This is a genomic window from Sphingomicrobium aestuariivivum (assembly GCF_024721585.1).
GTDB lineage: Bacteria > Pseudomonadota > Alphaproteobacteria > Sphingomonadales > Sphingomonadaceae > Sphingomicrobium > Sphingomicrobium aestuariivivum.
In genome coordinates this window covers 1,168,677-1,186,157 of record NZ_CP102629.1, presented here as the reverse complement: position 1 = coordinate 1,186,157, position 17,481 = coordinate 1,168,677, and the positions used below count along the sequence as shown (strand labels likewise).

The 17,481-nt window shown below is 65.8% G+C and carries 21 protein-coding genes; 9 read left to right on the top strand and 12 right to left on the bottom strand.

Going from position 1 to position 17,481, the window contains the following annotated elements; genetic code table 11:
• Nucleotides 1-7 precede the first annotated feature (7 nt).
• Nucleotides 8-508: a nuclear transport factor 2 family protein gene (locus NUW81_RS06230; protein WP_245111563.1), complete on the bottom strand. Its 501-nt coding sequence runs from the start codon at nt 506-508 to the stop codon at nt 8-10.
• A 34-nt stretch (nt 509-542) separates the two neighbouring features.
• The gene (locus NUW81_RS06225; protein ID WP_245111561.1) at nt 543-959 is read right to left on the bottom strand and encodes a DUF1330 domain-containing protein; all 417 of its coding nucleotides are present in this window, start codon (nt 957-959) and stop codon (nt 543-545) included.
• A 171-nt stretch (nt 960-1,130) separates the two neighbouring features.
• Here NUW81_RS06225 and ppk2 point away from each other — a divergent pair, with 171 nt between their 5' ends.
• On the top strand, nt 1,131-1,904 hold the full coding sequence (gene ppk2, locus NUW81_RS06220) for a polyphosphate kinase 2 (protein ID WP_245111558.1): 774 nt from the start codon (nt 1,131-1,133) through the stop codon (nt 1,902-1,904).
• Nucleotides 1,904-2,194 (top strand): ribosomal protein L7/L12, encoded by a 291-nt coding sequence (locus NUW81_RS06215; protein ID WP_245111557.1) that lies wholly within the window; start codon nt 1,904-1,906, stop codon nt 2,192-2,194. The genes ppk2 and NUW81_RS06215 overlap by 1 nt, the downstream gene beginning before the upstream one ends.
• Here the strand turns inward: NUW81_RS06215 and NUW81_RS06210 are convergent.
• Nucleotides 2,191-2,484 carry a hypothetical protein gene (locus tag NUW81_RS06210; RefSeq protein ID WP_245111556.1) on the bottom strand — a complete coding sequence of 98 codons (294 nt, stop codon included), beginning with the start codon at nt 2,482-2,484 and terminating at the stop codon, nt 2,191-2,193. The genes NUW81_RS06215 and NUW81_RS06210 overlap by 4 nt on opposite strands.
• Before the next feature lie 383 nt (nt 2,485-2,867).
• Here NUW81_RS06210 and NUW81_RS06205 point away from each other — a divergent pair, with 383 nt between their 5' ends.
• Nucleotides 2,868-3,152, top strand: a complete 285-nt coding sequence (locus tag NUW81_RS06205) for a hypothetical protein (protein ID WP_245111555.1) — start codon at nt 2,868-2,870, stop codon at nt 3,150-3,152.
• Nucleotides 3,153-3,292: 140 nt separating this feature from the next.
• On the opposite strand, the gene NUW81_RS06200 is transcribed toward NUW81_RS06205, so the two are convergent.
• The 3 genes from NUW81_RS06200 to NUW81_RS06190 are packed head-to-tail and all read right to left on the bottom strand — an operon-like array spanning nt 3,293 to nt 7,116.
• Nucleotides 3,293-4,105, bottom strand: a complete 813-nt coding sequence (locus NUW81_RS06200; RefSeq protein WP_245111554.1) for a DUF7946 domain-containing protein — start codon at nt 4,103-4,105, stop codon at nt 3,293-3,295.
• A 59-nt stretch (nt 4,106-4,164) separates the two neighbouring features.
• The gene (locus NUW81_RS06195; protein WP_245111553.1) at nt 4,165-5,205 is read right to left on the bottom strand and encodes a ribonucleotide-diphosphate reductase subunit beta; all 1,041 of its coding nucleotides are present in this window, start codon (nt 5,203-5,205) and stop codon (nt 4,165-4,167) included.
• A gap of 48 nt (nt 5,206-5,253) precedes the next feature.
• Nucleotides 5,254-7,116, bottom strand: coding sequence for a ribonucleoside-diphosphate reductase subunit alpha (locus NUW81_RS06190; protein WP_245111552.1), 1,863 nt, complete (start codon nt 7,114-7,116; stop codon nt 5,254-5,256).
• A gap of 693 nt (nt 7,117-7,809) precedes the next feature.
• On the opposite strand from NUW81_RS06190, the gene NUW81_RS06185 reads away from it, so the two are divergent.
• Both NUW81_RS06185 and NUW81_RS06180 read left to right on the top strand, forming a co-directional pair.
• The gene (locus NUW81_RS06185) at nt 7,810-7,989 is read left to right on the top strand and encodes a hypothetical protein (RefSeq protein ID WP_245111551.1); all 180 of its coding nucleotides are present in this window, start codon (nt 7,810-7,812) and stop codon (nt 7,987-7,989) included.
• A 256-nt stretch (nt 7,990-8,245) separates the two neighbouring features.
• Complete coding sequence (locus NUW81_RS06180) at nt 8,246-9,007, top strand: carbonic anhydrase (RefSeq protein ID WP_245111549.1); 762 nt, start codon at nt 8,246-8,248, stop codon at nt 9,005-9,007.
• Nucleotides 9,008-9,090: 83 nt separating this feature from the next.
• On the opposite strand, the gene NUW81_RS06175 is transcribed toward NUW81_RS06180, so the two are convergent.
• From NUW81_RS06175 to NUW81_RS06160, 4 genes are all read right to left on the bottom strand, one after another.
• Nucleotides 9,091-9,624, bottom strand: a complete 534-nt coding sequence (locus tag NUW81_RS06175) for a DUF3617 domain-containing protein (protein WP_245111547.1) — start codon at nt 9,622-9,624, stop codon at nt 9,091-9,093.
• 39 nt (nt 9,625-9,663) lie between these two features.
• Nucleotides 9,664-10,212 carry a DUF3617 domain-containing protein gene (locus NUW81_RS06170; RefSeq protein ID WP_245111545.1) on the bottom strand — a complete coding sequence of 183 codons (549 nt, stop codon included), beginning with the start codon at nt 10,210-10,212 and terminating at the stop codon, nt 9,664-9,666.
• 63 nt (nt 10,213-10,275) lie between these two features.
• Entirely contained in the window at nt 10,276-10,485 is a 210-nt protein-coding gene (locus tag NUW81_RS06165) for a hypothetical protein (protein WP_376741939.1), read from the bottom strand.
• Between the two features lie 110 nt (nt 10,486-10,595).
• Nucleotides 10,596-11,054, bottom strand: coding sequence for a DUF3617 domain-containing protein (locus tag NUW81_RS06160; protein WP_245111541.1), 459 nt, complete (start codon nt 11,052-11,054; stop codon nt 10,596-10,598).
• Between the two features lie 98 nt (nt 11,055-11,152).
• Here NUW81_RS06160 and uvrB point away from each other — a divergent pair, with 98 nt between their 5' ends.
• The 3 genes from uvrB to NUW81_RS06145 all read left to right on the top strand — a co-directional run bounded on the left by uvrB (nt 11,153) and on the right by NUW81_RS06145 (nt 14,618).
• Nucleotides 11,153-13,348 (top strand): excinuclease ABC subunit UvrB, encoded by a 2,196-nt coding sequence (uvrB, locus tag NUW81_RS06155; protein WP_245111539.1) that lies wholly within the window; start codon nt 11,153-11,155, stop codon nt 13,346-13,348.
• 68 nt (nt 13,349-13,416) lie between these two features.
• Nucleotides 13,417-13,950, top strand: coding sequence for a CIA30 family protein (locus NUW81_RS06150; RefSeq protein WP_245111537.1), 534 nt, complete (start codon nt 13,417-13,419; stop codon nt 13,948-13,950).
• Between the two features lie 137 nt (nt 13,951-14,087).
• Complete coding sequence (locus NUW81_RS06145) at nt 14,088-14,618, top strand: hypothetical protein (protein ID WP_245111535.1); 531 nt, start codon at nt 14,088-14,090, stop codon at nt 14,616-14,618.
• 78 nt (nt 14,619-14,696) lie between these two features.
• Here the strand turns inward: NUW81_RS06145 and NUW81_RS06140 are convergent, their stop codons facing one another.
• Together NUW81_RS06140 and NUW81_RS06135 are read right to left on the bottom strand one after the other, a co-directional pair.
• Nucleotides 14,697-15,161 (bottom strand): hypothetical protein, encoded by a 465-nt coding sequence (locus NUW81_RS06140; protein WP_245111532.1) that lies wholly within the window; start codon nt 15,159-15,161, stop codon nt 14,697-14,699.
• Nucleotides 15,162-15,234: 73 nt separating this feature from the next.
• Nucleotides 15,235-16,752: a DUF389 domain-containing protein gene (locus NUW81_RS06135; RefSeq protein WP_245111531.1), complete on the bottom strand. Its 1,518-nt coding sequence runs from the start codon at nt 16,750-16,752 to the stop codon at nt 15,235-15,237.
• A 104-nt stretch (nt 16,753-16,856) separates the two neighbouring features.
• Here NUW81_RS06135 and NUW81_RS06130 point away from each other — a divergent pair, with 104 nt between their 5' ends.
• Nucleotides 16,857-17,459, top strand: coding sequence for a hypothetical protein (locus NUW81_RS06130; RefSeq protein WP_245111530.1), 603 nt, complete (start codon nt 16,857-16,859; stop codon nt 17,457-17,459).
• Nucleotides 17,460-17,481: the final 22 nt, after the last annotated feature.

Sequence of the window (17,481 nt, the reverse complement as noted above, 5' to 3'; positions counted from 1 at the left end):
TCTCTGTCTATTGCGGCGGATATTGCGGGGCGGGGCCGTGGTCGAGGCTCAGCGTTTCATTGAGGACGAAGGCCTCGCCGGTCCAGCGCCAGAGGTGGAGGTAGCGCCCGCCACCGGTCAGCTCCCAGCTGCCATCGGCGCGGCGCTCGTAGAACTGGTGGTGTGCTTCCTCGAGCGCGCCCCAGTCACCGAGCTTCTTGATGGTCCGTGAGCCGGGCGTGAGGAGGCGGCGGTTGGCATAGCCTTCATTCTCGCCGCCGGGGGCGCGGGCGGCGCACTGCTTTTCCATCGAGGCGACAAAGTCCTCCTTGCTCTCCACCGCGATGCCGACGAGATCGTGGACCATGCGGTAGCCGTCATCGACAATGGCATCGACACCGGTCGGGTCGCAGCCTTCGAAGGCGGCCCAGAACATCTTTGCATCGAGCGCCTCGATCTGCGCGGTCAGCGCATCGCCCTCGGGCATGGGTGCGGCGGCGGCGAGGGTGGCGGCGAGGGAAAGCAACATCATCATCTCCTAGGTGTATTGCTAATGCGATACACTAGTCGCGCTGCATTGCAATGGGGGCGAGGCGGAGGAGGCGGCTGTCGGCGAGCGCGGCGGTGCGGTGGACGGTCGCGGCCTGGTAGTCGGGATCGGCGATCATGGTGAGGAAGGCGGAAGCGTCGGGGTAGCGGGCGATGAAGGCCATGTCCCAATCCTCGTCGGCGGGGCCGATGAGGGTGAGGGCGGGGGTTGCCGACCAGATGACGTCGAGGCCGAGACGCGCGGTCACCGTGCCCGCGGCATCGAGATAGCGGTGATAGGCATCGGCGCCCGAACAAGGCCCGGCGGGGTGGTCGTCGGGATAGCGGGCCTGCTCGCGAAAGCGCAGCAGGTTGAGCATCTCGATCGGCCCGTCCGTGGGCAGGGCGCGGAAGGCGGCGAGCTGTTCCCTTGTCGGGTGGATATGGGTCATTCGCCGGGCCTTTCGATCTTGGTCGTCGGACGAAAAGCGAACAGTGTCCACTTTGTCCACTTATGGAACTTTGCGCCCTTGTCGGGCCGGTGTGCGCGAGCATGGCAGAGGGGCGCGGCGTAGGACAGGGGGGGCTTGCGCGCCGTGCAGGCTCGGCGCAGGCTCGGGGGCATGAAGGGCAAGGATTATCGCGACGCGCTCGAGCCATTGAGCCACGAGCTGGTGCAGATGGCGCATTGGGCCAAGGCGAAGGGCGAGCGGATCGTCGTGCTGCTCGAGGGGCGCGACACGGCGGGCAAGGGCGGCACGATCGGCGCGATCAGCGAGCATCTCAATCCACGGCAGTGCCGGACGGTGGCGCTGGGCAAGCCGAGCGAGGACGAGCGCACGCAATGGTATTTCCAGCGCTATGTCGCGCACCTGCCGTCGGCGGGCGAGATCGTGCTGTTCGACCGCAGCTGGTACAATCGCGCGGGCGTCGAGCGGGTGATGGGCTTTGCGACCGAGGAACAGGTGGCGGACTTCCTCGACGCAGTGCCGGTGTTCGAGAAGATGCTGGTCGATGACGGGATCAGGCTGTTCAAATATTGGCTGTCGACGAGCCAGGAGAAACAGGAAGAGCGCTTTGCCGAGCGGCTGGCCGATCCGCTGAAGCGCTGGAAGCTGTCGCCGATCGATGCGGCGGCGCGCACGCGCTATGCCGACTATACCGCCGCGCGCGAGGCGATGTTCGCCAAGACGCATACGGCCCACGCGCCGTGGACGGTGGTGGATTATAATGACCAGAAGCAGGGGCGGCTGACGCTGATCCGCGATTTGCTGGACCGGCTGCCCGATATGCAGGTGGCGGAGGAAGTGCTCGACTGGCCCGCGCTGGGGCATGAACCGCTGGGCGAGGACTTCGGGTTGCTCCAGCCCGTTGCGCATCATGAGGGGGACGGGTGATGGACAATTTCTTCTGGGTGATGGTGGCGCTGGCGGTGGGCTATGTGCTGGGGCGCAATTCGGTGCTCAAGATGGACGGAGAGATGCGCGCGCCGATGCCGGTGGGAGAATTGCCCGCCGAGGCCAAGGGTCGGATGGAGGATGCGCTGCGGCGCGGCGACAAGATTGACGCCGTCCGCATCGTGCGCACCGCGACGGGCGCGGGCCTCAAGGAATCGAAGGCCTTCGTCGATGCCTTTGCCGCCAAGCGCGCCGAGCGGCGCAAGGGCGACCCGATTAGCCGGGGTTAGCGGTCCCAGCCCTTGGGCGGGGTCCAGCTTTCGCCGCGTTCGCGCGCGGCGCGCGCCTGTTCGGCGAGGTGCAGCTTGTATTGGAGCTTTGCGTATTGCGCGTCGGCATCGCCCTCGCGCTGTTCGGCCTTGCCGTAGATCACCCGGGCGAAGAAGAGCGCGCTGACGGGCAGGATGCCGAGAAGGAGCAGCCCGCCGACGAAGGCGGCAGCGGCCAGATGCTCGATCACGCCCCAGAAAAGCGAACCGACGAGGGCGAGGGCGAAAATGCCGATAACGGCGCGGATCATGGCTGCTGGCCCCTTGCGGATGAACTCGAAGGATAAGCGATCAGTGTTGCCAAAGGATTGACGCCTCAATCGTCCGACGGAGCGGCGGGGTCGCGGCGGTGCGGCAGGATTTTCGCGAGGTCGGCGAGGCCGAGCAGCATCGGGCCGATGATCAGCACGATCAGCATGTACGTTGTAATCGACATCCCCAAACGCCCCCGTTTGCTGCCTGTTGATCGTTACGTAGGGCAAGGCTTTTAACAGCGGGTAAACGGTTTTGACGGTGGGCTTAACCATGATCGTTGCGGGGGCGGGGTGTAACGCGGGGCGAGCGGGCAGGGGTTCCGCTTTCTTAACCTATATCAGCAGGCATTTGTGAACCCTGAGGAGCAACCATTGGGGGCATGGCACGTCAGGATCATATCGCGCCGGGGGAGGCGCTGTGGGACTGGATCGGCGCGCATGCGCGCGACGAGGCCATGCGCCAGCTGGAACGTGAAGGCTGGCGCCCTCCACCCTGCCCGCGCGAGCGCGGGGCGAAGCTCGCCTGGGGGATCGGCGGCGTGATCGCGCTGGCGATGCTCGCCGGGCTGTGGTGGGGGTTCGTCGGCGGCCGCCATGACGGGCCGACGAGGCTGCAGGAATGGGAAGCCCATCGCGCCGCCGAGCGTAGCGGGAGCGGAGCGTAGCGAGCGACGCTACGTCGAGTGAGGCCAAAGCCGTGCCGGGGGCACGGCGACGCCGAAGCGGCGCGCCGCGGACGGCCTGCGCGCGATCGACGCGACAGGACCGACGGGGTCAGGCCGCCCTGACCCCGCTTCAAAACGCTTCAGTTTGATCCCGCAACGTCCTCTGCTTTGTAGATTACAACTCTTTTCAATCGCCCATCAGCGGCCTCTATGCGCTCAAAAGAGATTTGAACCGGAGACGGGTCTTCGTTCACGTAGTCGTCTAAACTCCGAGAGAGGATCGACAACGTATCAGGCGCTGCGTGTTTCGATATACGAAACGGCACGGTGCGTTTTAAGTCTAAGAAATAAGCGCGCCCAGTTCGATCATTCGCATTTAGCGCACTGATCGACACTTGCTGCACATCATCATCAGCTGCGATGTCCTGCGTGAGGTAAAGTTTCGACTCGTTATCAAATCGGACGATAATTTCTTGCGTGTGTTCTTCTCGAAGCGTGATTTTAGCAGTCGTGTCGCCAACACCATAATGCGACTTCTTGAGCGCTGGTTCGACTGCCTCGATAAGCGCGTTGATATCGCCGCCCCTCGTTCGATCCAGGTCGGAAATCTGCGGCGCGACGCCCTGCGGCTCGATCCCAATGCAGCGCTGGAAGACTGTTTTTGTCAGATCATAAACAGCATTATGGGTCATGGAGACCACAATCGGTGCAGAGACAGCAGTCGCGATCGCTAACCGAAGTCTGAAGTTGAAACTACCTTCTTCGGTATCTTCAAGGAAAAATTGGACATCATCTGAGAACGGATAGCGATGCCTTACTTCGCCAGTAGCAGCATAGTGCGCCACAAGCGTAAGTGCACGGGCCACGCCCGCTACAGACTCCAAGCCCGCAAAGGCCTCAATGTGGCCTTCGCTAGCATCGAGCCCTTGGAAAGAAATAATTAAGTCGGACATACCTCCCCTTGCTACCGAGCGGTTCGCAAATTGGAGGCGCTAGAAAATATTACAACCCCTTACTTCGCCCCCGCGAACATGTCCTCGCCTTCGTCGGCGGCGTCTTCGGCCTTGCCGATCTTGGCCTTCTGGCGGGTGTCGAAATTGTCCCAGACGTCCTTCCAGTCGCCGCGCGTGGCGCCCTTCGAATATTCGGTGGCGCGGGTCTCGAAGAAGTTGGCGTGCTCGACGCCGTTGAGGAGCGGGGCGAGCCAGGGGAGCGGGTGTTCCTCGACCATGTAGATCGGCTTGAAGCCGAGCTGACCCAAGCGCCAGTCGGCGATGTAGCGGATATACTTCTTGATGTCCTTGGCGGTCATGCCTTCGACCGGGCCCATTTCGAAGGCGAGGTCGATGAAGGCGTCCTCGAGGCGCACGACCTTCTGGCAGCAGTCGACGATGTCGTCCTTCACCGACTGGGTGAGGCAGTCGCGTTCCTTCACGAATTCGTGGAACATGCGGATGATGCCTTCGCAGTGGAGGCTCTCGTCGCGCACCGACCAGCTGACGATCTGGCCCATGCCCTTCATCTTGTTGAAGCGCGGGAAGTTCATCAGCATGGCGAAGCTGGCGAACAGCTGGAGGCCCTCGGTGAAGGCGCCGAACATGGCCAGCGTCTTGGCGATGTCCTCGTCGGACTCCACCCCGAACTGGTTCATGTAATCGTGCTTGTCGGCCATCTCCTTATACTGGAGGAAGGCCGAATATTCGCTCTCGGGCATGCCGATGGTGTCGAGCAGGTGCGAATAGGCCGCGATGTGGATCGTCTCCATGTTGGAGAAGGCGGCCAGCATCATCTTCACTTCGGTCGGCTTGAACACGCGACCGTATTTCTCGTGGTAGCAGTCCTGCACCTCGACGTCGGCCTGCGTGAAGAAGCGGAAGATCTGGGTGAGCAGGTTGCGCTCGTGATCGGTCAGCTTCTGCGCCCAGTCGCGGCAATCCTCGCCCAGCGGGACCTCTTCGGGCATCCAGTGGACCTGCTGCTGGCGTTTCCAGAAGTCATAGGCCCAGGGATATTCGAAGGGCTTGTAGGTCTTGCGGGCTTTGAGGAGGCTCATGGTCGTGGTCCTTGTTGGTCGGTCGGCTGCGGGCTGCGATGAACGCGCCTACTGGCAGGCGAGGCACTCGTCATAGTCGGTGGTGGGCAGCTCGTACTTGGCCGCCTCGGGGGTGTTGTCGGCCTCGACACCGCCCGCGAAGCCGGCGCGCTGCACCGATTTCGAGCGGAGGTAGTAGAGCGACTTGATGCCGAGCTCCCAGGCGCGGAAGTGGAGCATCAGCAGGTCCCACTTGTCGACGTCGGCGGGGATGAAGAGGTTGAGGCTCTGCGCCTGGTCGATCATCGGGGCGCGGTCGCCGGCGAGCTCCAAGAGCCAGCGCTGGTCGATCTCGAAGCTGGTCTTGAAGGTCGCTTTCTCGTCTTCCGAGAGGAAGTCGAGGTGCTGGACCGAGCCGCCCTTCTCGAGGATCGAGTTCCACACCTGGTCCGAGTTCTTGGACTTGGCGGTGAGGAGCTTTTCGAGATGCGGGTTCTTCACCGACCAGCTGCCCGAGAGCGTCTTGTGGGTGTAGATGTTGGCCGGAATGGGCTCGATGCAGGCCGAGGTGCCGCCGCAGATGATCGAGATCGACGCGGTCGGCGCGATCGCCATCTTGCAGCTGAAGCGCTCCATCGCGCCCATGTCGGCCGCATCGGGGCAGGGGCCGCGTTCCTTGGCGAGCATCATCGAGGCCTCGTCGGCCTGCGCGCGGATGTGCTTGAAGATCTTGTTGTTCCAGCTCTTGGCCATGGCGCCCTCGAAGGGCAGGCCGCGGGCCTGGAGGAAGCTGTGGAAGCCCATCACGCCGAGGCCGACCGAACGCTCGCGCTCGGCGCTATATTTGGCGCGCGCCATCTCGTCGGGGGCGCGGGCGATATAGTCCGACAGGACATTGTCGAGGAAGCGCATCACGTCCTCGATGAAGAGGTGGTTGCCGTTCCACTCGTCCCACGTCTCGAGGTTGAGCGACGACAGGCAGCAGACCGCGGTGCGGTCGGCACCGAGATGGTCGCGGCCCGTCGGCAGGGTGATTTCCGAGCACAGGTTCGAGGTCGAGACCTTGAGGCCGAGATCGCGATGATGCTTGGGCATGTTGTTGTTCACCGTGTCGGCGAACACGATATAGGGCTCGCCGGTGGCGAGGCGGGTCTCGACCAGCTTCTGGAACAGGTTGCGGGCGTTGACCGAACCGCGAACGGTGCCGTCGCGGGGCGATTTCAGGTCGAAGTCGGTGCCGTCGCGGACCGCTTCCATGAACTCGTCGGTGAGCAGCACGCCGTGGTGCAGGTTGAGCGCCTTGCGGTTGAAGTCGCCGCTAGGTTTGCGGATCTCGAGGAATTCCTCGATCTCGGGGTGGTGGATGTCGATGTAGCAGGCGGCCGAGCCGCGGCGCAGCGAGCCCTGCGAAATGGCGAGGGTGAGCGAATCCATCACGCGGACGAAGGGGATGATGCCCGAGGTCTTGCCGTTCAAACCGACGGGTTCGCCGATGCCGCGGACCGAGCCCCAATAGGTGCCGATGCCGCCGCCCTTGGAGGCGAGCCAGACATTCTCGTTCCACGTGCCGACGATGCCGTCGAGGCTGTCGTCGACCGAGTTCAAATAGCAGGAAATGGGCAGGCCGCGACCGGTGCCGCCGTTCGAGAGAACGGGGGTGGCGGGCATGAACCAGAGGTTCGAGATGGCGTCATAGAGGCGCTGGGCGTGCTTCTGGTCGTCGGCATAGGCCGAGGCGACGCGCGCGAACAGGTCCTGGTAGCTCTCGCCCGGCAGGAGGTAGCGATCCTTCAGCGTTTCCTTGCCGAACTCGGTGAGCTTGGCATCGCGCGAGGGATCGGTCTCGATCTTGAAGCGACGCTCGTGAACCTTCTTCGAATCCGAGACGGTGACGTCGTCGGCGGTCACATCGCTGCTCGATGCCAGATCCATGTTCTTCTCCCTAGGCCCCGTTATCGCATCCGGATCGACTCGCGGCCGTCCGATGTTCTTGTTTCGTTCATACCGGTTCCAACCCCCTGTTGGAAGCCGAAACGGGGAAAAGGAGAGTCAAACCAGCGACTTATCCCCATCATCCCCGCTACCCACAACTCGCCCCATGCCGGAAATAGGGATTCCCGGCCCCAATCGCTAGATGTTGCGGGGCGAACCGTCGGTCAACACAAGGGATAGTGTCTAAGGCAGACGGTGAACGCAAGAGTCATTTTTTCGCCGGTGCGCCGATTTAAGGTTTTTTGAACGGCAAAGCCCTGCCGATCCGCGCTTTTTTGACGGTCAAAAAATCTGTGGATGAATTTGTCCCGAAATGAGTCGCGAGAGGCGCCCCTCGGGGCGGCCTTCCTAGCGTTGCCCGCAGGTCACGCAAGAGGCCGCGTGCGGCGGGTGCGACGAACCGCTCGTTCGGGCATGGAATTGCGTCTACGGGCTTTGGTCTTGGTCGGTCGATTTCCTGCAACCGATCGCGCGCGCGAGGGTTGGTTTGGTACGGGATCGATGGATGCCGGCAGGGTCGCCCCCTCCCTCTCCGGCGCCATCGTCCCCCTAAGCCCGGGGTGCCGATGCGCGGGACTGCCGGGCCTCTCCCTCCCGGTCGCCCGCCATCGCTGCCCCTCGCCCGACGAGGACATGAACATGGCCAGCGCCTTCGACCGTATCGCCAAGCTGCACCACGACATCGACCGCCAGCTGCGCCGCGCGCGCGGACGGGAGATTCCCGACCTGGCGGAGGTCGGGCGGCTCACCGCGATGAAGGCGCGCGCCCGTGATACGATGCAGCGCCTGACCGACCAGCGCCTGCCTTTCTAGCGCGGCGCCGCGCTTCACCTCTTTTGGTCGGGGTCGGCGCTTTATCGTGAAACTTCCTGCCGCGCCCGTCGATTGAGCACCTACGGACCGGGCCCCTCTGGCGGGCGCGATTGCAGCGCACGTGATGTCGGACCGTATCGGATTTCGAGCGATGGGACCCCGGCCTGCCTAGAGCATCGGCAACCTCCCGGCGAACGAAGGACCGAACGACCCAGGACGGGGCGACGAGGCCCCACGGATTGAGAGGACCTAGAAGATGAAAAAACTCGGACCCGCGATTGCCGCGCTCGCCGTTGGCGGCGCGCTGATCGCCGCCCCGCTTTACGCGCAGGACAAGGGCAAGGACTGGAATTTCGGTGACGGGGTGACGCCCGAACGCTGGAGCCTCGTCAACGGCGACTATGCCATGTGCGATGCCGGCCTTGCCCAGTCGCCGATCGACCTCGGCAGCGCCAATGCCCGCGCCCATGTCGAATTCGACACCGCCTTCGGCACCGCCAATGGCGTGATGGCGGTCTCGGAGGAAAAGGTTCAGGTCGATTTCCCGAGGGAGAGCAACCGCGAGATGCTCGGCATGATGTCGGGGCAGACCGCCTTCAACCTCCTGCAGGTGCATTTCCATACCCCGTCCGAACATGCGATCGACGGCAAGCGCTATCCGCTGGTGGCGCATTTCGTCCATGCGACCGATGACGGGCGCCTCGGCGTGCTCGGCGTGATGTTCGCCGAAGGGGCGGCCAACCCCGAACTGCAGAAGATCGTCGATGGTGCCGCGGCCGGCAGCGGGGCCGCGGTCGCACTCGACCTCGACCCGCTCGTGCCCGACGACCTCCATGTCTATCGCTACATGGGCTCGCTGACGACGCCGCCCTGTTCGGAAGGGGTCAACTGGCATGTCGCCGACCGCCCGCTGACCGCCAGCGCGTCACAGATCGCGGCGATGGAGGCCGCCCTCGGCCCGAGCGCGCGCTCGATCCAGCCGACCGGCAACCGGCTGGTGACGGAGCCCATCCGCTAGGGTTTGCGTCCGGCGAACAAAAGAGAAGGGGCGGCACCTTGCCGGAGGTGCCGCCCCTTCCTTTCGTCGCGAGGTGCGGGGGCCTATTCGGCGACCTCGGCCTCGAGATCTTCCTCGGCCTCGGCCTCGGTGCAGTCGCCGGTGCGCGTGCCGGTGAGCGTGCGCTTCATCGAATAATCGCCGTCACCCGAGAAATAGGTCATGGTGCTGACCGTGCCCTCGATGCCGTCCTCGGTGAAGTCGGCGTCGACCTGGAGGCGGATCTGGCCGTCCTGGCCCTCGCGCTGGCAGACCAGCGCCTGGCGGATCTTGCCGCGACGGACGTAGGGATTCTCGATCACGCAATCATCGCCTTCCTCGCCGAAGGCGGCGGCGGGCAGCAGGCCGTCCTCGCCGACACAGACATTGGCGGTGACCGAGGAGCCGACTTCGGCCGAGGTCACCGGATCGGTGCCGTCGGTCGAGGACAGGTCGGTCACTTCGCTGGTGAGCTGGAAATTGCCGGGCAGCATGGTGTCTACCGGCTCGGCGACCTCCTCGTCGGCAGCGGTGTCGCCGCCGCCGCAGGCCGCCAGCGTCAGGGCCAGCGTGGCCGTGGCGAGAATGCGTGCTTTCATGATTGTCCCCTCCTGTTGGAACGTTTGAGCGCCGTGCCGTCAGGCCGCGCTTTGCTTGCAGTCGCCGACCCGTTCGGCGCTGACCCTCATCGTCATGTTCATGCCGCCCTCGCTCTCGGACGTGGCGCGCATGGTGAGATCGTAGCTTTCCTCGCCATATTGGCCCGACATTTCCATGACCTGCGTCTGCCCCTCGACGCTGCAGGTCATCTGCGCGTCGATACGCCCGTCCTTCAATGCGAAGCGGTTGTAGGCGCAGTCATTGTCGGTGCCCGCGAAAAAGCGTTCGTCGGGCTGTTCGACCTGTTCGGGCGTGAGGCAGGTGGAATAGGTGCGGTTGCCCATCATGTCCTGCATCATCGCGGCCATGTCGTCGGTCATGCCGGGCATGGAGACATCCTCGATGGTGATGCGGCTTTCCCATTCGCCCGCCTGCATGAAGCTGCCCGAGGCCATCGCGTCGCCGAGCTGGGCCTCGACCTCCTCGGCCGAGATGACGCCGTCGCCGTCGGTGTCGCGGACCTCGCCGTCATTGTTGCCGCAGGCGGCGAGCGCCAGCGCGAGGGTGGCTGTGACGACGTGACGCATGACTTGTCTCCCCTTGATTGCCCGGCAGCTTGGAGGGGGCGGGGGCGCTTGGCAAGGGGGGCCTCAGCGCCGGGCGCGGCGCGTGGGGGCGTGGAAGTCGGGGTCCTTGCCCGCGATCCAGTCGAGGAAGGGGGCAAGGTCGGGGCGGGCGCGCAAGGCGGGCGCGTCATCGCCGATCGCGGCGAGCGCCTTGTTGTCGAGGCTGGCGTGGAGCGCGCGGTGGCAGATCGGGTGGACGGCGCGGGTCAGGCGGCCGCCACGCGACCTGGGCACCGGATGGTGGCGTTCGACACGGGCGCCGAGCGGGCGCTCGCACAGCCAGCATCTCTCGGGGGACGGAGCGGGGGGCGGCGGGCCTTGGGGGACGCGGCGCGGCATCGGGCTCAGGCGGGGCAGGCACCGCGCCGGGTGCCGACATGGGCGGTGGTCACATTGACCGCGCCAAGCGGGCTTTGGAGGTGGGTGCGGCTGGTCGCGGTGAAGCGCGCGCCCGAATGGCGGCCGGAGAGGTCGATGGTCATATTGCCCTTGTCCGAGGTGCAGCGGCCGCGCACGCGCATCCTGCCGTCGGCGAAGTCGGTTTCGGCGAAGCGGCAGCTGGCTTCCTTCTGGACGAGGACATGCTCGAACTTGCCGGCGGCTTCCTCGGGGCTGACGCAACGTTCGTAGGTCTCGACGCGCCCCTCGACCATCTTGCGGACGAGGAGGGGCACTTGCTTGCTGTCGACCGAGACGACGCGCGCTTCGACCGACCAGAGGCCCGGGGCGAGCGGCGGCGGCGGCGCGGCGGCGGCAAGCGGCGCGGCGAGCAGGGAGACAGCGAGGAAGGGCAGGATACGCATGGGCTAGCCTTGTCCCATCGGGCGGGTGAACGGGCGCTGAGCAAGCCATAGGCGCCTTGGTTGCGCAACCTTCGTCCGGCCCCCACATTGACGCTTCTATGGCCATCCAGATCCGCACCAGCCTCGCCGAACCCGAGACGGGGGAAGAGTTCAAGCCGCATCGTCCCGCGCGCCCCGAGAAGGCAGAGGGGGGCAGGAAGTTCGTGCTGAAGTCGGACTACGAGCCCGCGGGCGACCAGCCGACCGCGATCCGCGAGCTGACCGAGGGCGTGCGCGACCATGGCGAGAACAGCCAGGTGCTGCTCGGCGTCACGGGCTCGGGCAAGACGTTCACGATGGCCAAGGTGATCGAGACGCTGCAGCGGCCCGCGCTCATCCTCGCGCCCAACAAGATCCTCGCCGCGCAGCTCTATGGCGAGTTCAAGAGCTTCTTTCCCGACAATGCGGTCGAATATTTCGTCAGCTACTACGACTATTACCAGCCCGAGGCCTACGTCCCGCGGACCGACACCTATATCGAGAAGGAATCGTCCATCAACGAGGCGATCGACCGGATGCGCCACTCGGCGACGCGGTCGCTGCTCGAACGCGACGACGTCATCATCGTCGCCTCGGTGAGCTGCCTCTACGGCATCGGGTCGGTCGAGACCTATTCGGCGATGACCTTCAGCCTCAAGAAGGACGACAGCGTCGACCAGCGCGAGATCATCAGGAAGCTGGTGGCGCTCCAGTACAAGCGCAACGATGCCAATTTCACGCGCGGCAGTTTCCGCGTGCGCGGCGACAATCTCGAGATCTTCCCCTCGCACTATGAGGACATGGCGTGGCGCGTGTCCTTCTTCGGCGACGACGTGGAGGAAATCCTCGAGTTCGATCCGCTGACCGGCAAGCCGGGGGCCAAGCTCGACCGCGTGAAGATCTATGCCAATTCGCACTATGTGACGCCGGGGCCCACGCTCGAACAGGCGCGCCATGCGATCAAGCATGAGCTGGAGGAGCGGCTGAAGGAGCTGACGGCGGAGGGCAAATTGCTCGAGGCGCAGCGGCTCGAACAGCGGACCAATTTCGATCTCGAGATGATCGCCGCCACCGGCTCTTGCGCGGGGATCGAGAATTATTCGCGCTTTCTCACGGGACGCCTGCCGGGCGAGCCGCCGCCAACGCTGTTCGAATATCTCCCCGATAATGCGCTGCTGTTCGTCGACGAAAGCCACCAGACGGTGCCGCAGATCGGCGCGATGGCGCGGGGCGATCATCGGCGCAAGATCACGCTGGCCGAGCATGGTTTCCGGCTGCCGAGCTGTATCGACAACCGCCCGCTCCGCTTCAACGAGTGGGACGCGATGCGCCCCCAGTCGATGTTCGTGTCGGCAACGCCGGGTCCGTGGGAGATGGAGGAGACGGGCGGGGTGTTCTCCGAACAGGTCATCCGCCCGACCGGCCTCATCGACCCGCCAGTCGATATCCGCCCCGTGGAGGACCAGGTCGACGATCTCGTCAACGAGGCACGGAAGGTGGCGGCGGCGGGCTATCGCACGCTGGTCACGACGCTGACCAAGCGGATGGCCGAGGACCTCACCGAATATATGCACGAGCAGGGCCTCAAGGTGCGCTACATGCACTCGGACGTCGAGACGCTGGAGCGCATTGAGCTCATTCGCGACCTGCGGGTCGGGGTCTATGACGTGCTGGTCGGGATCAACCTCCTGCGCGAGGGGCTCGACATTCCCGAATGCGGGCTGGTCGCCATCCTCGATGCCGACAAGGAAGGTTTCCTGCGTTCCGAGACGTCGCTCATCCAGACGATCGGGCGCGCGGCGCGCAATGTCGACGGGCGCGTCATCCTCTATGCCGACCGGGTGACGGGCTCGATGGAGCGTGCGCTGAACGAAACGCAGCGCCGCCGCGAGAAGCAGGTCGCCTATAACAAGGAGCATGGCATCACACCGCAGTCGACCAAGCGCGCGGTCGAGGACCTGCTCAAGGACGTCAAGGACGCGGTCGCGGGCGGCGCGGCGCATCCGCAGGCCGAGGCGCCCCCGCTCGCGGGGCACAATTTGCGCGCCTATATCGGCGAACTCGAGGAGAAGATGCGGAAAGCCGCCGCCGATCTCGAATTCGAGGAAGCGGCGCGGCTGCGCGACGAGATCAGGAAGCTCGAGGAAGACGAGCTCGGCATCCCCGAAGCCGAACGCGCCGCGCCCAAGGTCGGCTATTCCAACGCCGGCCGCCCGGGCACGCGCAAGACGCGCTTCGGCAAGACCAAGGCCAAGCGGATGGGCGGGCGGCCTTAAGGACGGCTGGCGGCGCGCGCTCGACCAGGTCTAGGAACGAGGGGCTGGGGGGACGTAGGAGTGTCCCGATGGAGTTTCTCATGGCCATTAGCCTTGCCCTCGCCCCCGGCGAATGCCGCACAATCGCCGACTTTTCCGATCCCGCCGAGCGCGCGCGCTGGCAGGTCGTCAATGACGGGGTGATGGGCGGCCTGTCGCGCGGGGGACTGTCGCCCGCTGGCGAGGCGCTGCGCTTTTCGGGCCAGATCGTGACCGACGGGGGTGGCTTTTCATCGATCCGCCGGGACCTCGCACCTGCCGCCATTGACGGCGCGAGCCATGTGCGCGTGACGATGCGCGGCGACGGGCGCCAATATCAGCTGAGCCTGCGCTCGGACCAGAATGTGAGCGGGCGGCGGGTCGCCTATCGCGGCGATCTCGAGCCCGAGGGCGCGATGGCGTCGGTGGCAATCGAGGCGCTGTCACCCTCGCTGTTCGGGCAGGCGTTGCGCGGGCCGGGCTATGACCTGTCCTCCGCGCACAGCATCGGCGTGATCCTCGCCGACGGGCGCGACGGGCCGTTCGAGCTCGACTTGATGGCGATCGAGGCATGTCGCGAGTGAACAGCTCATGTTAACCGTATTTTTCGTTTCCAATTTAATCCTTCTTTGACGAGGGTGGCGCGGCCGGTGTCCACGGGGGGACCTCGATGGTTCGGGGGACACGGGCGCCTTAGTGAGTTCAAAGGGGACTATCGAAGATGAAGAAATTTGTGACGGCGGCCGCGCTCGCGGTGGCCGCGACCGGTCTTGGTGGTTGTGCCACGGTCGTGAACGGCACCAGCCAGCCGGTGGCCTTCCAGTCCGATCCGGAAGGCGCGCATGTCGAGCTGGTCTCGGGACTGACCTGCGAGGCGCCGTGCGAATATCAGATGAAGCGCGGCAAGGATTCGGCGGTGACCTTCACGCTGGACGGCTATGAGCCGGTGACCATCTTCATCCAGAGCCGCACCGGCGGTGCGACCTTCGGCAACATCATCGCCGGCGGCATCATTGGCGGCGTGATCGACGGCTCGAACGGGGCCTCCAACCACCTGTATCCCGATCCCGTCTACGTGCGCATGGTGCCGGTCGGGTCGAGCGACACGCCGGTGCTGCTCAACAAGAAGGGCGAGATCATCGGCACCGTTGCCGAGCATAATGCCGCGGTTGGTGAAGACGTCCGCCACGGGCTCGAGGAACAGGGCCTCTATGCCAAGGGCGAGGCCGGCCGGTCGATGGGCGCGCAGTAAGCGCATCCGGAGCGAATGAGGAAAGGGGCCGGTGCCTTGGTGGCGCCGGCCCCTTTTTCTTGGTGGTCGAAGCGGGTGCTAGCGGAGCACGCCCTTCTTGGTCATCGACCAGCTGTACCAGATGAGGAACAGGGTGATGGCGATGATGACGGCGGTGAAGGCGGTGTAGCCCGCGCCCGACAGCTCCTCGGGCAGGTTGCCGACGCCGTAGCTGTAGAAGGTCGAGCCCGCGAGGCCGATGGCCGAGACGATGAAGGCGTGGAGCGCCCAGCGCTTGCGCAGGAGCAACAGCACCGAGCCCGCGACCGCACCCCAGACACCCAGCGCCCAGAAGGCCTCCATCCAGGTAGGGAAGCTGTAGAAATAGTCGAGCTGGGTCTCGGTGAACTGGCCCATGTAGGCGTCGTTGCGCGTCTGCGTCATCAGATAGTCGTAGGCGCCGAAGGCATTCCACAAGAGGCTGACGATGCCCACGGCCCACAGGTGCCACGGCGCGGCGGGCGCGGCGGCGGTGGCGTTCGAGGTGACGATGCGTTCGGTCATGATATTCCCCCTGACGTGCGGCACCGCGTCCGGTGCCCGACATAAGCGAAGGTGACGCAAGGCCACCGCCCCGTCAATTGCCCGCCGACGGTGCCTGCCAGCGAAGCGTGAGCGTGGCGGCATCCTCGTCCACCTCGCGCTCGAGCGGCAGGTCGCCGGTCAGCTCGGCGAGCGTCTCGAGCGCGGGCGCGGGGCCGGTGGCTGCCAGCCCCATGTCGAGACGGCGCGCGGCCCAGATCGCGGTGCCGAGCGTCTCGGGATCGAGCCCGCCTTCCTCGCCGATGGCGATCGGGCGGAGCGGCAGGAGCGGGGGCACGAGCTCGACGCTCCAGCCCGGCACGCGGTCGGCGATGCGCTCCTCGAAGCCGCGATAGGCGGCATAGTCGGCGCCGCGGATGGCGCGCGCGCGTGCCTGGACGCGTCGCTTGTCGCGGTCGACGAGCACGTCCTGCGGATCCACGCCGGCGACGATCGAGACGATCTGGGTAAGGCTGTCGACCTGCCGCTGGACGGCCTCGGCGGCCTCGCGCCCGCGCGCGGCGGCGAGGGCGGCCTGCTGTGCCGCCTCGCCCCCGACATCGACCTGGAACTGCTCGATCTGGACGGCGACGGGGCGCTCGAGCGTGTCGGCGAGGACGCGTTCGGCGCGGGTCTCGGCCTCGCTGCGAAGGTCGGGGGTGAGGACGATGGCGGAGACGGCGAGCGGCTCGGCGTCCCAGTCGATCGACAGGGCATCGATGACCGCGCGCTTGTCGAATTCGCGGGCGACCGCCTGGTTGATCGAGCGCGTCGCCTGCGCCTCGAAGGCGATGTCGCGCAAGCTGAGGGTGAGCGGCACGGCGAGAAGGATGAGCGCGCCGATGATGACGAGCGACTGGACGATGCCGCGCTTCTTCGAGAGCGAGGTGCGGAAGCCGTAGAAGCGCGCCATCGCGGCGGCAGCGGCGGCAATGGTGACGAGGTTGGTCGTGAACAGCATGAGCGCGCCGCCGAACACGTCCCAGTCGAGGGTGGCGAGGCCGAAGCCGACGGTGGCGAGCGGGGGCATCAAGGCGACCGCGATGGCGACCCCGACGATGGTGCCGGCGCGGCCCTTGATCATCGCGTAGGAGCCCGCGAGCGCGGAGAAGAGCGCCACGAACAGGTCGAGGAGCGTGGGTCGGGTTCGCGCTGCGATCTCGCTGGTGATCTGCTGGATCGGGCTGAGCCACGACAGGAAGGCGGAGAAGAGCACGGCGGCCAGCACGCCGAGGAACAGGGCGCGGGCGCAGGTGCGCATCCAGCGCACGTCCCAGGTGGCGAGCGCGAAGCCCGCGCCGATGATCGGGCCCATCAGCGGCGACAGGAGCATCGCACCGATGACCACCGCAGGCGAGGACATGATGAGGCCGAGCACCGCTATGCCCGCCGACATGGCGATCATGAAGATGTAGCGCGGGTCGGCGCCGCTTTCCTCGCGCAGGCGGGTGATGGCGGCCTCATGGTCGACCTCGCGGACGAAATGGCGGCGCCACTGGCGACGCAGCAGGGCGAGGATCTTGAGATTGTCGTTGATCTCGACGGTGGGACGCGGCGCGCTCGTATCGGTCATGGGCGCATGAGTGGCCCAAGGGGCGGCACGTGCCAAGTTGTTTCACAAGGGGATCGGGGCGTGGAGGACTTGGCGGAAGGCCGCGGGCTGCCTAGGTTGGGGATATGAAAAAGCTCATCCCCGCATTCGCCCCGCTCGTCCTCCTTGCTGCCTGCGCGCGCACCGAACCGGTGTCGGAGGAGGAATTGTCCGTCGTCGAGCCCGTCGAGACGCCGACCCTTGTCGAAGATGGCGAGACCGCGGCGCTGCCGGTCAGCGACATGGCCTGGCAGGTGACGGGCAATGCGGCGCTGCTCGGACCCGAGGGCGCGGACCCCGCTTTGTCGATCGCCTGCGGCGATGACGACAACGGTCTCATCCTGACCCGCTACGGGGTCGAGGGCTCGGGCAGCGCGGGCACGCTGACCATCGTCGGTAACGGGTCGAGCGCGCGCGTGCCGGTGGTGGCCGCCGAGGCCGAGGGCGAGGACCGCTTCGACTGGACCGCCACGCTGGCGCGCGGCGAACTGGCCAACAGCATCGCCGAGGCCTTTGCGGGCGAGGCGCCGGTCAACATCACGGCAACCAGCGTCGAGCCGATCGTGGTGGCCGGCAGCGACGAGCTGCGCGGGCTGCTCGACCGCTGCGCGGTCGGCGGGGTCGATGCCGAACGCGAGATCGGCGATGCGCCGCTGGTCATGGACGAGGAAGCAGCGGCGGCCGAATAGCGCGGCGCTCCCGTGCGCACAA

Bases quoted from the DNA above. Each gene is read 5' to 3' on its own strand.
- NUW81_RS06230 (WP_245111563.1), bottom strand. From the start codon at position 508: ATGTTGCTTTCCCTCGCCGCCACCCTCGCCGCCGCCGCACCCATGCCC.
- NUW81_RS06225 (WP_245111561.1), bottom strand. From the start codon at position 959: ATGACCCATATCCACCCGACAAGGGAACAGCTCGCCGCCTTCCGCGCC.
- ppk2 (WP_245111558.1), top strand. From the start codon at position 1,131: ATGAAGGGCAAGGATTATCGCGACGCGCTCGAGCCATTGAGCCACGAG.
- NUW81_RS06215 (WP_245111557.1), top strand. From the start codon at position 1,904: ATGGACAATTTCTTCTGGGTGATGGTGGCGCTGGCGGTGGGCTATGTG.
- NUW81_RS06210 (WP_245111556.1), bottom strand. From the start codon at position 2,484: ATGATCCGCGCCGTTATCGGCATTTTCGCCCTCGCCCTCGTCGGTTCG.
- NUW81_RS06205 (WP_245111555.1), top strand. From the start codon at position 2,868: ATGGCACGTCAGGATCATATCGCGCCGGGGGAGGCGCTGTGGGACTGG.
- NUW81_RS06200 (WP_245111554.1), bottom strand. From the start codon at position 4,105: ATGTCCGACTTAATTATTTCTTTCCAAGGGCTCGATGCTAGCGAAGGC.
- NUW81_RS06195 (WP_245111553.1), bottom strand. From the start codon at position 5,205: ATGAGCCTCCTCAAAGCCCGCAAGACCTACAAGCCCTTCGAATATCCC.
- NUW81_RS06190 (WP_245111552.1), bottom strand. From the start codon at position 7,116: ATGGATCTGGCATCGAGCAGCGATGTGACCGCCGACGACGTCACCGTC.
- NUW81_RS06185 (WP_245111551.1), top strand. From the start codon at position 7,810: ATGAACATGGCCAGCGCCTTCGACCGTATCGCCAAGCTGCACCACGAC.
- NUW81_RS06180 (WP_245111549.1), top strand. From the start codon at position 8,246: ATGAAAAAACTCGGACCCGCGATTGCCGCGCTCGCCGTTGGCGGCGCG.
- NUW81_RS06175 (WP_245111547.1), bottom strand. From the start codon at position 9,624: ATGAAAGCACGCATTCTCGCCACGGCCACGCTGGCCCTGACGCTGGCG.
- NUW81_RS06170 (WP_245111545.1), bottom strand. From the start codon at position 10,212: ATGCGTCACGTCGTCACAGCCACCCTCGCGCTGGCGCTCGCCGCCTGC.
- NUW81_RS06160 (WP_245111541.1), bottom strand. From the start codon at position 11,054: ATGCGTATCCTGCCCTTCCTCGCTGTCTCCCTGCTCGCCGCGCCGCTT.
- uvrB (WP_245111539.1), top strand. From the start codon at position 11,153: ATGGCCATCCAGATCCGCACCAGCCTCGCCGAACCCGAGACGGGGGAA.
- NUW81_RS06150 (WP_245111537.1), top strand. From the start codon at position 13,417: ATGGAGTTTCTCATGGCCATTAGCCTTGCCCTCGCCCCCGGCGAATGC.
- NUW81_RS06145 (WP_245111535.1), top strand. From the start codon at position 14,088: ATGAAGAAATTTGTGACGGCGGCCGCGCTCGCGGTGGCCGCGACCGGT.
- NUW81_RS06140 (WP_245111532.1), bottom strand. From the start codon at position 15,161: ATGACCGAACGCATCGTCACCTCGAACGCCACCGCCGCCGCGCCCGCC.
- NUW81_RS06135 (WP_245111531.1), bottom strand. From the start codon at position 16,752: ATGACCGATACGAGCGCGCCGCGTCCCACCGTCGAGATCAACGACAAT.
- NUW81_RS06130 (WP_245111530.1), top strand. From the start codon at position 16,857: ATGAAAAAGCTCATCCCCGCATTCGCCCCGCTCGTCCTCCTTGCTGCC.